Source organism: Formosa sediminum (assembly GCF_007197735.1).
Taxonomy (GTDB): Bacteria; Bacteroidota; Bacteroidia; order Flavobacteriales; family Flavobacteriaceae; genus Formosa; species Formosa sediminum.
Genome location: NZ_CP041637.1, coordinates 435,092 through 447,998 on the forward strand (window position 1 = coordinate 435,092; position 12,907 = coordinate 447,998).

The 12,907-nt window shown below is 32.9% G+C and carries 12 protein-coding genes; 3 read left to right on the forward strand and 9 right to left on the reverse strand.

Translation table 11 applies throughout. From position 1 onward, the window contains the following. Positions 1-69: 69 nt before the first annotated feature. Entirely contained in the window at positions 70-405 is a 336-nt protein-coding gene (gene gldC / locus FNB79_RS02050) for a gliding motility protein GldC (RefSeq protein WP_185967830.1), read from the reverse strand. Then, the gene (gene gldB / locus FNB79_RS02055; protein ID WP_143379717.1) at positions 405-1,370 is read right to left on the reverse strand and encodes a gliding motility lipoprotein GldB; all 966 of its coding nucleotides are present in this window, start codon (positions 1,368-1,370) and stop codon (positions 405-407) included. Before gldB ends, gldC begins: the two co-directional genes overlap by 1 nt. Positions 1,371-1,462: 92 nt before the next feature. Between gldB and nadE the strand changes: the two genes are divergently transcribed. Both nadE and FNB79_RS02065 read left to right on the forward strand, forming a co-directional pair. Continuing rightward, positions 1,463-2,251, forward strand: coding sequence for an NAD(+) synthase (gene nadE, locus FNB79_RS02060; RefSeq protein ID WP_143379718.1), 789 nt, complete (start codon positions 1,463-1,465; stop codon positions 2,249-2,251). 119 nt (positions 2,252-2,370) lie between these two features. Continuing rightward, complete coding sequence (locus FNB79_RS02065; protein ID WP_143379719.1) at positions 2,371-2,997, forward strand: response regulator; 627 nt, start codon at positions 2,371-2,373, stop codon at positions 2,995-2,997. Here FNB79_RS02065 and dnaG read toward each other — a convergent pair. Beyond that, positions 2,992-4,992, reverse strand: coding sequence for a DNA primase (gene dnaG, locus FNB79_RS02070; RefSeq protein ID WP_143379720.1), 2,001 nt, complete (start codon positions 4,990-4,992; stop codon positions 2,992-2,994). The genes FNB79_RS02065 and dnaG overlap by 6 nt on opposite strands. A 181-nt stretch (positions 4,993-5,173) precedes the next feature. Here dnaG and FNB79_RS02075 point away from each other — a divergent pair, with 181 nt between their 5' ends. Continuing rightward, on the forward strand, positions 5,174-7,009 hold the full coding sequence (locus tag FNB79_RS02075; protein ID WP_143379721.1) for a Xaa-Pro dipeptidyl-peptidase: 1,836 nt from the start codon (positions 5,174-5,176) through the stop codon (positions 7,007-7,009). 40 nt (positions 7,010-7,049) lie between these two features. Here FNB79_RS02075 and FNB79_RS02080 read toward each other — a convergent pair whose 3' ends face one another. The 6 genes from FNB79_RS02080 to queA all read right to left on the reverse strand — a co-directional run bounded on the left by FNB79_RS02080 (position 7,050) and on the right by queA (position 12,792). Continuing rightward, positions 7,050-8,144 carry a hypothetical protein gene (locus tag FNB79_RS02080; protein ID WP_143379722.1) on the reverse strand — a complete coding sequence of 365 codons (1,095 nt, stop codon included), beginning with the start codon at positions 8,142-8,144 and terminating at the stop codon, positions 7,050-7,052. Positions 8,145-8,192: 48 nt separating this feature from the next. Further along, positions 8,193-8,894, reverse strand: coding sequence for a hypothetical protein (locus FNB79_RS02085; protein WP_143379723.1), 702 nt, complete (start codon positions 8,892-8,894; stop codon positions 8,193-8,195). Next, positions 8,881-9,456, reverse strand: a complete 576-nt coding sequence (locus tag FNB79_RS02090) for an RNA polymerase sigma factor (protein ID WP_246073314.1) — start codon at positions 9,454-9,456, stop codon at positions 8,881-8,883. Before FNB79_RS02090 ends, FNB79_RS02085 begins: the two co-directional genes overlap by 14 nt. A 54-nt stretch (positions 9,457-9,510) precedes the next feature. Beyond that, complete coding sequence (locus tag FNB79_RS02095) at positions 9,511-10,488, reverse strand: polyprenyl synthetase family protein (protein ID WP_143379724.1); 978 nt, start codon at positions 10,486-10,488, stop codon at positions 9,511-9,513. A gap of 98 nt (positions 10,489-10,586) precedes the next feature. Continuing rightward, a complete protein-coding gene (gene rlmN / locus FNB79_RS02100) occupies positions 10,587-11,627 on the reverse strand; it encodes a 23S rRNA (adenine(2503)-C(2))-methyltransferase RlmN (protein ID WP_143379725.1) in 1,041 nt (346 codons plus the stop codon). 115 nt (positions 11,628-11,742) lie between these two features. Continuing rightward, a complete protein-coding gene (queA, locus tag FNB79_RS02105; protein ID WP_143379726.1) occupies positions 11,743-12,792 on the reverse strand; it encodes a tRNA preQ1(34) S-adenosylmethionine ribosyltransferase-isomerase QueA in 1,050 nt (349 codons plus the stop codon). Between the last annotated feature and the right edge of the window lie 115 nt (positions 12,793-12,907).

Sequence of the window (12,907 nt, forward strand, 5' to 3'; positions counted from 1 at the left end):
ATGATATAACATCAAATAAAAAAAGCTTCACGATATACATCACGAAGCTTTTACAGTAATTATAAATTGTTATTTTTTATTCAATTCAAGTTTTTCAGCAAAATAATCACAAAAATCTTTCATTGTAGCAGTCATTTTTTCATCTTGAGTTGCCCGTTTAAAGGTGTCACTCATTGCCACAAGTGTTTGGTGAAAAAACACTTTCATTTCATCTACTGGCATGTCTTTGGTCCACAAATCTATTCTAAGCGATTCTTGTGCTTTACTATCCCATACAGAGAGCATCATGGCTTTAGCTTCTTCGTTTGTAATACCACCGTCTTCGGCTGTCCAGTGTAGATTTTCAGGAACACGATTTTCATCTAATTCTACCGTTAATTGTATTGTTGATTTATGATTTGCCATTATTTTTTAGGTTTAAATTTTGAATGATTAAAAATATCTTCAGCACTACTATTAAACAGCTCTTTAAAAGATACTTCTGGATTATTTTCCATATAGGCCTTTACAATTTGCCATCCCATATATTCCCCAATTCTACCCGGAGATTCGTTATCTATTTCTGCTAAATAAAATTTAGAAAATGGTGCAGCGTTTATAAAACGAGATGGTAATTTAGAGTCTGTACTAAACAATAATTCGCGTTCTACAAAATATTGCCAAATGTATGCTTCATTGGCTTCTGCCCATTGTAATTGTTCAGGCGTATATTCAATTTTTTCAGCATCTGTTTTAAAAGGTATCATTAAATCTTTAAAATACAACCGCTTACCTGCCGCTATCATTTCATCTAAAAGTGTTTTGTTTTTTGTGGGTAAAATATATCGTTCTGCATAAGCATTGGCCAAATCTACCACGATCTGTGATTTTTTAAACCCACTTCTTATATACTCTTGTACACCAAGATAAAATTCATGATCTGGACCTAAATAAGTGTCTAACGCAATTATATCTATAGAGTCTGTAACAATAACTTTATTGCGGTAATCTACATAAGATGTACTTGTAATTACACGCGGAGATTTAAATTCTGGATAATAATATTTAATATGCTTAAATAAGTTAGAAATTTCTGTCTCTATATCTTGAGTTTGAGAAAAAACTTTAGCAACTTCAGATGATAATTCTTGCTGAATAGTATCATTAATTTTAGTAATCCAAAATTCGTCTGGATACGATTTTGAAAACATAAACGGATAGTTGGCTTGCAACGTTTTTAAATCTTCTGCCTTTGCAGATGCAAACTCCTTATCGAATCGTTCTATTTGTACTGGCATTTCAATTTTTGAAATTTCATCAGTAATTTTACTATCATTTTTACAAGAAACTATGGTAATTATTATTAAAAGGAAAAAACTTAGATATTTCATAGAAAACTAAATGCCGTTAATTTTTATTACTTAAACGATTCTTTTATTTTTGTTAGGCAAAGGTAAGATTCTTTGTATTAAATCCTTCAAAAATGCAAACAGAAAAAATTATAGATCACATTGTAAATTGGTTAAAAGATTATGCAACGCAAGCACATGTTAATGGGTTTGTTATTGGAATTTCTGGCGGTATAGATTCTGCTGTAACGTCTACACTTTGCGCTTTAACAGGTTTAGATGTATTGTGTGTAGAAATGCCTATTCATCAAGCACCAAGCCATGTTTCTAGAGCGGTAGAACATATTGAGCAACTTCGTGATAGATTTTCTAATGTTAGAGATACCCGAGTAGACTTAACACCTGTTTTTGAAGAATTTAAAACAGAAGTTTCATTAGATGGCAAAGATGCTACTGTGGCTATGGCTTTAGCAAATACGAGAGCGCGATTACGCATGTCTACTTTATACTATTATGCTGGGCTTCAAGAGCTTTTAGTTGCAGGAACAGGAAACAAAGTTGAAGATTTTGGTGTTGGTTTTTATACTAAATATGGTGACGGTGGAGTAGATTTGAGTCCAATTGCAGATTTAATGAAATCTGAAGTTTATGCTTTAGCTAAAGTTTTAAAAATCCCAACTTCTATTATTGAAGCAACACCAAGCGATGGTTTATTTGGAGATGCAAGAAGTGACGAAGACCAAATTGGTGCATCTTACCCAGAATTAGAATGGGCTATGAAAATGGCTGATGAAGGTAAAACCATTGATGATTTCTCTGGCAGGGAAAAAGAAGTATTCACTATTTATAAGCAATACAATACATCTAATAAGCATAAGATGGAACCTATCCCTGTGTGCAACATACCTGACAATTTGATGTAAACACTAGCTTATAATATACTTTTTTTCTATATTTACATAGACTGGTTTCTTTATTTAGACTACACCTACAGTCGTTTATTACTTTTGCATGCAAACAAACAAACCAAACTATATAAATTATGATAAAACTGTTGGTAGCGGATCACCACCCTATTATTCGGAAAGGACTTGAATTATTGTTCTTAACATCGCCTGTTATTAAGGTAGAAGGCGGTGTAGACGACGGAGAATCTATTTTTGATTTTTTAAAATCAAATACTGTAGATATATTAATTTCAGAAATTGATTTACCAAAATTAAACGGCATTACCGCTCTAAGACGCTTAAAAAAAGAATATCCAAATATTAAAGTTTTAATGTTTAGCACACACCCAGAAGAAGTCTACGCTATGAGTTCTATTAAGGCAGGTGCTTCTGGATATATTTCTAAAACGGCAAACATTTTAACTCTTAGAGAAGCCATATTAAAAATTGATCAAGGCGGAATTTACTTAAGTAACGACTTAACCCATCGTTTAGCTTTTGGAGAGCGCATACAAAGAACAGGATCGTTTTATAAAAAACTATCTACTCGAGAGGTTGAGGTTCTTAAATTACTTTCCATAGGAAAGAAAAATAAGGAAATTGCCAAAGAATTAAATATAAATGAAAAAACCGTGAGTACTTACAAAGCGCGTTTAATGAAAAAATTAAAAGCCTCTAACTTAGTCGAGTTACTTAATCAAGCAAAATTATTAGAATCATAACACGCGTGTTAATTTTCTTGACAACAACATCTTTAGACCATAGTAATCTTTAATTTCTTCTAGAATATTTCTATTAGTTTCGTTTCTATGTTCTAAAGTTGTTTGTTGAAATTCAATTACCTTTTGATCGATTAAAAAACAACGTAAACTTAAAATAGTTTCACTAACCAATTGCGCAATACTGTCTGTTTTAGCTTTAGGAAAAATGTTGTTACGTTCCCAATCATGCAGCGTATGTCGTTCATCATCCATTAAAATACTTGTAATTTCCTGAGATAACTGAATATCTACTGTATTTACAAATTGTTCTAACACAAAATTTGGATCTTGATTAAGCTTATCTATTATAGTGTAATATAATGTTTTAAACGTTTCGTTTCCAAACTGCATCTCATCTTCCTGCAAGTCTAAAAATATTTTCTCAAACACTTTTGCGTGCTGTATTACGGGCTCTAATTCTAGTTCGCCTTTATCATTTTCTTTTAAAATTAAATCCTCGAAATCTTCTTCTCTATTACCATACAGTAATAAAATCTCAATAATTTTACGTTCCAAAAGATATTGAACATCAACTTTTTTATTGGGTTGCTCTTCGTTTCTTATAACTTCAAAAAAATCTGGTGGTGGCTCTTGACTACTTCCAAAACTACTACCATTACTGCTTTTACCAGTATTTGCAGATTTAGTATTATTACCTTTATTACTTATTTGTGCTAACGAACTAAACAGTACTGCTTCACTAATATCCATAATTCTGGCACATTCTTGCAAATACACTTCTTGCTTTATACGGTCTGGAATTTTAGAAATACTTTGTATAATATCGCGAATAGTATCGGCTTTCTTTATCGGATCGTTTTTTGCATCTTCAACCAATAGCCCTGCTTTAAACTGAATAAAATCTTTAGAGTGAGATTCTAAATAAGCACGTAGTTCTTCTTCTGTATTTTGTTTTGCAAAACTATCCGGATCTTCGCCTTGCGGAAATGTACACACACGCACATTCATCCCTTGCTCTAGAATTAAATCAATTCCTCTAATAGATGCTCGCATTCCAGCAGCATCACCATCAAATAATACTGTAATGTTTTTTGTAAGCCTGTTAATTAAACGGATTTGTTCTGGTGTTAAGGCGGTTCCGGATGACGATACCACATTCGTAATCCCTGTCTGATGAAACTGAATGACATCGGTATACCCTTCTACCAAAAAACAATTGTCTTCTTTGGCAATACTTTGCTTAGCGTGATAAATACCATAGAGCACTTTACTTTTATAATATATCTCACTTTCTGGAGAGTTCATGTATTTTGCAGCCTTCTTATCATTGGTAAGTATACGTCCACCAAATCCTAAAACACGACCACTCATACTTTGTATGGGAAACATTACTCTACCTTTAAACCTATCAAAATACTTCTCTCCCTTAACTATAGTTAAACCCGTTTTTTCAAGAAATTCTAACTTGTAACCTTGCTTTAATGCTTCATCTGAAAATCCTTGCCATTCATCTAAAGCATATCCTAAACCAAAAGTTTTAATGGTTTCTGGAGTAAAACCCCGTTCCTTAAAATAGCTCAAACCAATAGCTTGTCCCGCATCGGTTTTATGCATGATTTTCTGAAAATACGTATTGGCAAACTCACTCACTAAGTATAAACTTTCTCGAGTGTCTTGCTTTGCTTTTTCTTCGTTAGTTTGCTCGGTTTCTTCTATTTCAATATTATATTTCTTGGCTAAATATTTTATTGCTTCTGGATATGTAAAATGTTCGTGCTCCATTAAAAAAGCCACGACATTCCCACCTTTCCCACTTGAAAAATCTTTCCAAATTTGCTTTACAGGAGACACAACAAAACTAGGAGAACGCTCGTCACTAAACGGACTAAGCCCTTTATAATTGCTCCCTGCTTTTTTAAGCTGAACAAAATCGCCAATAACTTCTTCTAATCGTGAAGCTTCAAATACTGTATCTATAGAAGATTTTGAAATCAATGAAATCGAGTTTTAAAAGGTTTAATTTTAATACAAATATACTTTAAAGATTTGCTCTTAATGACCAAAAACTAAGTCATTTTTTCTTAAAAAGCTTCAAGTGTAATTAAAAATTTCTCATCACAGTAATTTCCAAATGCTTAACTTAGCTTCTTATCAATTCCTATTTTAATTTTATAAAATGAAAAAAAGCACAGTAATTTTCTTAATAATAACATGTATTTGTGCTCTTAATAATGTAAGTGTTGCACAACAAAAAACTATACCCATTTTTAAAAATGGTGAGGCTCAAATTGTACCTGCTTTTAATAATCCTCAAGATTGGATTAGACACGATTTATGGGTAGAAACAGAATTTGACACAGACGGAGATGGCTTATTAGACCGTATGCATGTAGATGTAACCAGACCTAAACAAACAGAAACCGAAGGTCTAAAACTACCTATTATTTATGAGTCTAGTCCGTATTATGCAGGCATTGCACCAGATGTTCCAGGTATGTTTTGGGATGTTAATCATGAGCTTGGTACACCTGCTAAACAAGAACGTGCACATCCAGAAGTGGTTCGTGTTGGCAAACGTCCTGTAATTTCAAATTCTCAAATTAGTAAGTGGGTCCCTCGCGGCTATGTCGTTGTACATTCTTCATCACCTGGAACTGGATTATCTCAAGGTTCTCCAACAGTTGGTGGAGATAATGAATCTCTAGCTCCAAAAGCTGTTATTGATTGGCTAAACGGCAGAGCAAAAGGGTATACATCTCCTTATGGCAATGAAACGGTAAATGCATTTTGGTCTACAGGAAAAGTGGGCATGACAGGAACTTCTTATAACGGAACCATTCCTTTAGCTGCTGCAACAACTGGAGTAGAGGGCTTAGAAGCAATTATACCCGTTGCCCCTAATACATCCTACTATCATTATTACAGATCTAATGGTTTAGTTAGATCTCCTGGTGGCTATTTAGGCGAAGATATAGATGTTTTATACGATTATATCCATAGTGGAGACGAAAGTAAACGCGCCTATAGTAACACAACCATTCGTGATACAGAAATGAAAAATGGTATGGATAGAATTACTGGTGATTATAATGAGTTTTGGGCTGGAAGAGATTATCTTAATGATATTAAACCCATGAAAGCCGCTTTATTAATGTCTCATGGTTTTAACGATTGGAACGTTATGCCAGAACACAGCTACCGTATATATAAAGCTGCGGAAGAGAAAGGCTTAGACGTACAGATTTATTACCATCAAGATGGGCATGGCGGACCTCCACCATTATCTATGATGAATAGATGGTTTACGCACTATTTACACGGTATAGAAAACGGTGTAGAAAACGATAAGAAAGCCTGGATTGTAAGAGAAGAAGACACACATAATACCCCAACACCTTATGATAATTTTCCTAATCCGGAAGCAAAACTAGTGCGTTTAAAATTACAAGCGGGAGGGCATAAAAGCGGCCAGCTTATATTAACAAAAACAACATTAAAACACCAAGAAACCCTTATAGATGATGCCTCGTTTTCTGGAGATTCCTTAGCTAATTTACCAGAATCTAAACATCGCTTATTATATGTAACACCCACACTAAAAAAAGATGTACATATCTCTGGATTAGCAAAAATTAATATCAAACTCGCAAGTAATAAACCTGCAGCAAACTTATCTGTTTGGTTAGTTTCTTTACCTTGGAACACAGAAGAGGATGCGCCTATAACAGATAATATTATCACACGTGGTTGGGCAGATCCGCAAAATTATAAATCTATTAAAAGTAGCGAACCTTTAGTTCCTGGACAGTTTTACAATATGTCTTTTTATCTACAACCAGACGATCAGATTATAAAAAAAGGGCAGCAAATTGGACTCATGATTTTTTCTAGTGATAATAAATTTACCTTATTACCTAAACCTGGCACCACGTTAACTGTAGATTTAGACGGCACAACATTAGAGCTGCCTATTGTTGGCGGCGAAAATTATTTTAAAACAGCAACGCATTAATAAAAAAGGCTTCCAATTTATTTTGAAGCCTTTTTTATTTTTAATCCATATCGAAACGTAAACCTAACGATATGTTATTCTGATCTAGATTTTGGTGTTTAAATATGGTAGACAAATCATACTTAACATACAAGCCAACACTACCTAAAGACACATAACTACTTACACCATATACAAAGTTATTTACAGCATCGTAATCTTTATATTTCTTTTTCTGATTATTCCCATCTTCTTTATATTTTACTTTTTGAAGTGACGAAATATTAAATCCACCATATCCTCCAATTCCTAATTTAAATTTTTTACGCGTAGAGTATCTAAAGTAATTTTCATGCTCGATTTTCTTAGAGGGGCCAAATTCAAAATGCACTGGAAAAACTAAATTGGTTGTTCTAAATTTAGATTTTCTTACGTCATAAGGAAACGTTTCAAACACGACCTGATTACCGTCTTCTCGATAATACATATTATTCTTAATATCTAATTTATTCCATTGTAAAGAAAACCCATATTTTAATCGTAATGCATTAGAGTTTTCAAACACTCTAGTTTTCCAAGCCCAACCCAATTCTACAAATCCAGAGCCTCCTAATTTATAAGGTGAATCGTTTAAACTTTCTCCTTCAATTATGGCATTATTAAACCCTATAGCAAAAACAAGATCACTTGTTGTTCGCTTATCAAATACTGGAATATGTTTAGAATCTTTACCAATGTAAAAAATAGTGGTTTTATCTGCAGATACATCACTATCGTAATCCTTACCTATTCTAATAACAATTTGGCCATCTTCACCAAACGTATATGCATAAGTATTACGCTCCAATAAATCTATTTTACTATCAATAATGGCAACACGACTTTCTATATTTAAAGCGCGTTTTTTTGCTGCGTCTTTTTTTAAAACTTCACCTTCTTCAGTGGTAATATATCCGGCATCTACTTTATCGTTAATTGCTTCAACCTCTTGTTTTAGTAAAGCCTTTTCTTCTTGCCGGATGTTTTCTTTTTGAGTTTTTAATTCCTGAATTTCATTAAGGTTAAGCGAGTCCACGACTTTTACATCTTGGGCTACAACAACTTGTGAAACCAAAATTAAAATTAATGCAATAGTAAATTTAGTAATAATGTTCATGCTATTCGTTTTTTGATTAATAATGATGATTGATTTTGATGAAATATTTTAGTCGTTGCGTTCTACAACAGCTGTTTTAACTTTTTTAAATCCAGATTTTACAGCATCGAAAACTTTTTCTCTAAAACTGTGTTCTATCTCGTTCTCTACCCCTTCTAAAAGTGCTTCAGAATCTACAGTGTGCTGTTTATCATTTAACGCCTGATCTAAAGTAATTTGAGCTTCTGCTTCCTTCAGTAAATCTTCAATATAATCTTCTGTACTCACCGTTATGTTTTGAGGGATAACCTCTGAATTGGATGCGAGTTCTTCAACAATTAAATCCTCCGTTTTCTGTGTTTTGTTGGATATTGGAGTATGCTGTTTTAAAAAATATGCAGTTCCCTTTTTGGTTTTAGGAGCGGGTTGATGGTTTTTAGTAACACCTTTTTCTTCTATCTTAGAAATTACAACATCGTCTTTAAATGAATTTGAGCTGTCATTTACGGGATTATTTTCTTTTAAAGGAAGCTCCACTTCTACCACAGGTAATTCTGATTTCGTATTCTTTGTGGTAAACACCCAGGTACTTAGTAAAGCCACTCCAACAAAACTAGCAGCTATTGCTACAAACCAATAAGGTTTAAATGCACGCTTATGTTCTTGAGTTTTTAATTTAGAGTCTAATTGTTGCCAAGCCTGAACAGAAGGTTGTATTCTGCGCTTTTCCAAACTTTCTTTTATATTATTTTCAAAATTATTTGATACCATAACGATCGGAATGAAGTGTGTTTAATTGCTGTTGAAGCATTTGTCTTGCTTTAAATAATTGCGATTTAGAAGTCCCTTCAGAAATTTTAAGAATTTGGGCAATTTCATGGTGCTTATAACCTTCTATTGCCGACATTATAAATACCATTTTATATCCTTCAGGCAATTGGTCTATAAGATTTTGAATATCATCTACCTCTAAATTTTCTTCACTAGAAAGTGGTGTAATCTCAATAATATCTTCGCTCACTTCTGCAAATACAAATTGTTTTTTTTGTCTTAAAAAAGAGATAGATTCTCGCACCATAATCCGTCTTACCCAACCTTCAAAAGATCCCTTATTTTCAAAAGATTTTAATTGTGTAAATACTTTTAAAAATCCATTTAACATGGCTTCTTCTGCATGATGTATATCTTTAATATAGTATCGACATACACTAAGCATTTTAGGCGCATGCCAATCATACAATGCTTGCTGTGCTTCGCGATTGTTTTGGCTAGCCTTTTTAATGAGCTCATTTTGGTTTTTATGCAACTGTATTACTTTCAAAAAAGGTTTCATTTGGTCTTCTATTTATAAAGACGCAAAAAAAATTAGAAAGGTTGCCTGAAGATTTTATTTTTTTCTATCGATGACATAATTCACCATTAAAATTAATGATGATTTATATGCAGATTCTGGATAAGGCTCCAACATTTTTAAAGCTTCTTCTTGAAATGCTTTCATTTTAGTCACGGCATAATCTAGTCCGCCGTATTGTTTTACAAAAGCAATAACCTCTTTAACGCGCTTGGCATCTTTGTTATGGTTTTTTATAGAATTAATTAACCATTTATTATCTTTTTTTGACACCGTATTTAGCACATAAATTAGTGGAAGTGTCATTTTTTGTTCCTTAATATCTATTCCTGTAGGTTTACCAATTTTTTCTTGACCATAGTCGAACAAATCGTCTTTAATTTGAAAAGCCATACCAATAAGCTCTCCAAATTTTCGCATGGTTTCTACATGAGTAGATTCTGGTTTTACAGAAGCTGCCCCTAAACTACAACAGGCGGCAATTAATGTTGCTGTTTTTTGACGGATGATTTCGTAATACACTTCTTCGGTAATATCTAACTGACGGGCTTTTTCAATTTGAAGTAATTCGCCTTCACTCATCTCGCGAACAGCGATAGATATAATTTTAAGTAAGTCGAAATCGTTATTGTCTATAGACAATAAAAGCCCTTTAGACAGTAGATAATCGCCCACTAATACTGCAATTTTATTTTTCCAAAGTGCATTTATAGAGAAAAAACCCCGACGTCTATTACTATCGTCTACCACATCGTCGTGCACCAAGGTTGCGGTATGTATTAATTCTATAACAGAAGCTCCGCGATATGTACGCTCACTGACTTCACCATTAGACACCATTTTAGAAACTAAAAAAACGAACATTGGTCGCATTTGTTTTCCTTTTCTATTTACAATATAATGGGTTATCCTATTAAGCAAGGCTACTTTAGAAGACATAGAAAGTAAGAACTTTTGTTCAAAAAGTTCCATTTCATAAGCTATAGGTTGCTTTATTTGTTCTACAATTTTCAACTAGAAGAAAGTGATATTTATAATCTATACAAACCTAATAAAAATGCACGTTATAAACTATTTAATAGTTCTGAATACTATTTAAAAAACGGACATATTTAACTTTTATTGGCTAATTGCCCGCACGCAGCATCAATATCCTTACCTCTAGAGCGTCTAATAGTAACTGTAATATTATTTGCTTCTAATACTTTTACGTACATATTTAAGGCCTCGTCTTGCGCTTGCTGAAATTCGCCATCGTCTATAGGGTTATATTCTATTAAATTAACTTTACTTGGAGCGAATTTACAGAATTGCACTAAAGCATCTACATCTTTACGTTTATCGTTAATACCTTTCCAGACTACATATTCGTAAGTAATTCTACTTTTAGTTTTACTATACCAATATTCTAATGCAGATCTTAAATCGGATAAAGGGAAGGTTTCATTAAATGGCATTATTGATGTTCTAACCTCATCTATTGCAGAATGTAAAGATACGGCAAGTTTAAACTTTACCTCATCGTCTGCCATTTTTCTAATCATTTTTGGCACACCAGACGTTGAGACTGTAATACGTTTTGGAGACATGGCTAAACCTTCTATATCTGTAATTTTGTCTATGGCTTTAATTACATTATTATAATTCATTAGGGGCTCTCCCATTCCCATAAATACAATATTACTTAATGGCCTGTCATGATATAACCTACTTTCGTTATCTATGGCAACCACTTGATCGTAAATTTCGTCTGGATTTAAATTTCGCATACGTTTTAAGCGAGAGGTAGCACAAAAACGACAATCTAAACTACAGCCTACTTGACTAGACACACAAGCGGTGGTTCTAGTTTTTGTTGGTATTAACACAGACTCGACAACCAAACCGTCATGTAATTGAACAGCATTTTTAACAGTACCATCGCTACTACGTTGCATAGTATCGACTTTAATGTGATTAATCACAAAGTTATCTTCTAACATTTGTCTGGTTTCTTTTGAGATATTTGTCATATCTTCAAAATTATGAGCACCTTTACTCCACAACCATTCATAGACTTGGTTACCACGAAATGCTTTATCGCCTTGAGATACAAAAAAATCTCGCAATTGTTCTTTAGTTAATGCCCTAACGTCTTTCTTTTTATTTGCCATAATACTGCAAAAGTAATTAAATTAAGATTAGTACTTTATACTAATATTAGCTAATTAAAGCTATAAAAAAAGCCTTGATAAACAAGGCTTTAATGTATGTTGTATGGTATTAAACTTATATAATTAACATGGCATCGCCATAGCTATAAAATTTATAACCTTCTTTTACTGCTTCATCATAAGCACGCTTAATAAAATCATGACCTGCAAAAGCAGATACCATCATTAAGAGTGTAGATTTTGGTGTATGAAAGTTTGTAATCATACAATTAGCAATACTAAAATCATAAGGCGGAAAGATAAACTTATTGGTCCACCCATTAAATTCATTTAAAGTTCCGTGAGAAGATACAGAGCTTTCAATGGCACGCATAGAAGTTGTTCCTACTGCGCAAACACGTCTTTTTTCTTTAATACCTTTATTAATTGTATTGACAGCTTTTTCATCAATTATAACTTCTTCGCTGTCCATTTTATGCTTAGATAAATCTTCTACCTCTACAGGATTAAACGTACCTAAACCAACATGTAATGTAACATCTGCAAAATTTACACCTTTAATTTCTAAACGCTTAAGTAAGTGTTTAGAAAAGTGTAATCCTGCTGTTGGAGCTGCTACAGCACCTTCATGCTTAGCATAAATGGTTTGGTAACGCTCTTCATCTTCTGGTTTTACCTCTCGTTTAATATACTTTGGTAGTGGAGTTTCTCCTAACAATTTAAGTTTGTTTCTAAACTCTGTATAAGATCCATCATACAAGAAACGTAAAGTACGCCCTCTAGATGTTGTATTATCAATAACCTCTGCGACTAAAGTATCATCGTCTCCAAAATATAATTTGTTACCAATTCTTATTTTACGAGCAGGATCTACCAAAACATCCCAAAGACGTTGTTCTTCATTTAATTCTCTTAATAAAAACACTTCTATACGTGCTCCTGTTTTCTCTTTATTACCAAATAAACGTGCAGGAAACACTTTGGTGTTATTAAGAATCATCACATCATCTTCATCAAAATAATCAATAATGTCTTTAAACTGTTTGTGTTCAATAGTTTGATTTTTTCTATCCAAAACCATTAGGCGTGACTCATCTCTATTTTCTGAAGGGTCTTCTGCTAATAATTCTTCTGGTAGTTTAAAATTAAAATGCGATAATTTCATGTGCTATATTTATATTTTGAAATATTGAAAAAAAAAATTTGTTCAATATTATTAAAAGGAAGCGCAAATATACAATCTCAATATAGGCCTTGTCAAGTAAATTGCTATTTATTAT

Excerpts from the sequence above, each read along its gene's own strand:
- queA (WP_143379726.1), bottom strand. The coding sequence starts at position 12,792 with ATGAAATTATCGCATTTTAATTTTAAACTACCAGAAGAATTATTAGCA.
- gldB (WP_143379717.1), bottom strand. The coding sequence starts at position 1,370 with ATGAAATATCTAAGTTTTTTCCTTTTAATAATAATTACCATAGTTTCT.
- gldC (WP_185967830.1), bottom strand. The coding sequence starts at position 405 with ATGGCAAATCATAAATCAACAATACAATTAACGGTAGAATTAGATGAA.
- FNB79_RS02075 (WP_143379721.1), top strand. The coding sequence starts at position 5,174 with ATGAAAAAAAGCACAGTAATTTTCTTAATAATAACATGTATTTGTGCT.
- FNB79_RS02090 (WP_246073314.1), bottom strand. The coding sequence starts at position 9,456 with ATGAAACCTTTTTTGAAAGTAATACAGTTGCATAAAAACCAAAATGAG.
- nadE (WP_143379718.1), top strand. The coding sequence starts at position 1,463 with ATGCAAACAGAAAAAATTATAGATCACATTGTAAATTGGTTAAAAGAT.
- rlmN (WP_143379725.1), bottom strand. The coding sequence starts at position 11,627 with ATGGCAAATAAAAAGAAAGACGTTAGGGCATTAACTAAAGAACAATTG.
- FNB79_RS02080 (WP_143379722.1), bottom strand. The coding sequence starts at position 8,144 with ATGAACATTATTACTAAATTTACTATTGCATTAATTTTAATTTTGGTT.
- FNB79_RS02085 (WP_143379723.1), bottom strand. The coding sequence starts at position 8,894 with ATGGTATCAAATAATTTTGAAAATAATATAAAAGAAAGTTTGGAAAAG.
- FNB79_RS02065 (WP_143379719.1), top strand. The coding sequence starts at position 2,371 with ATGATAAAACTGTTGGTAGCGGATCACCACCCTATTATTCGGAAAGGA.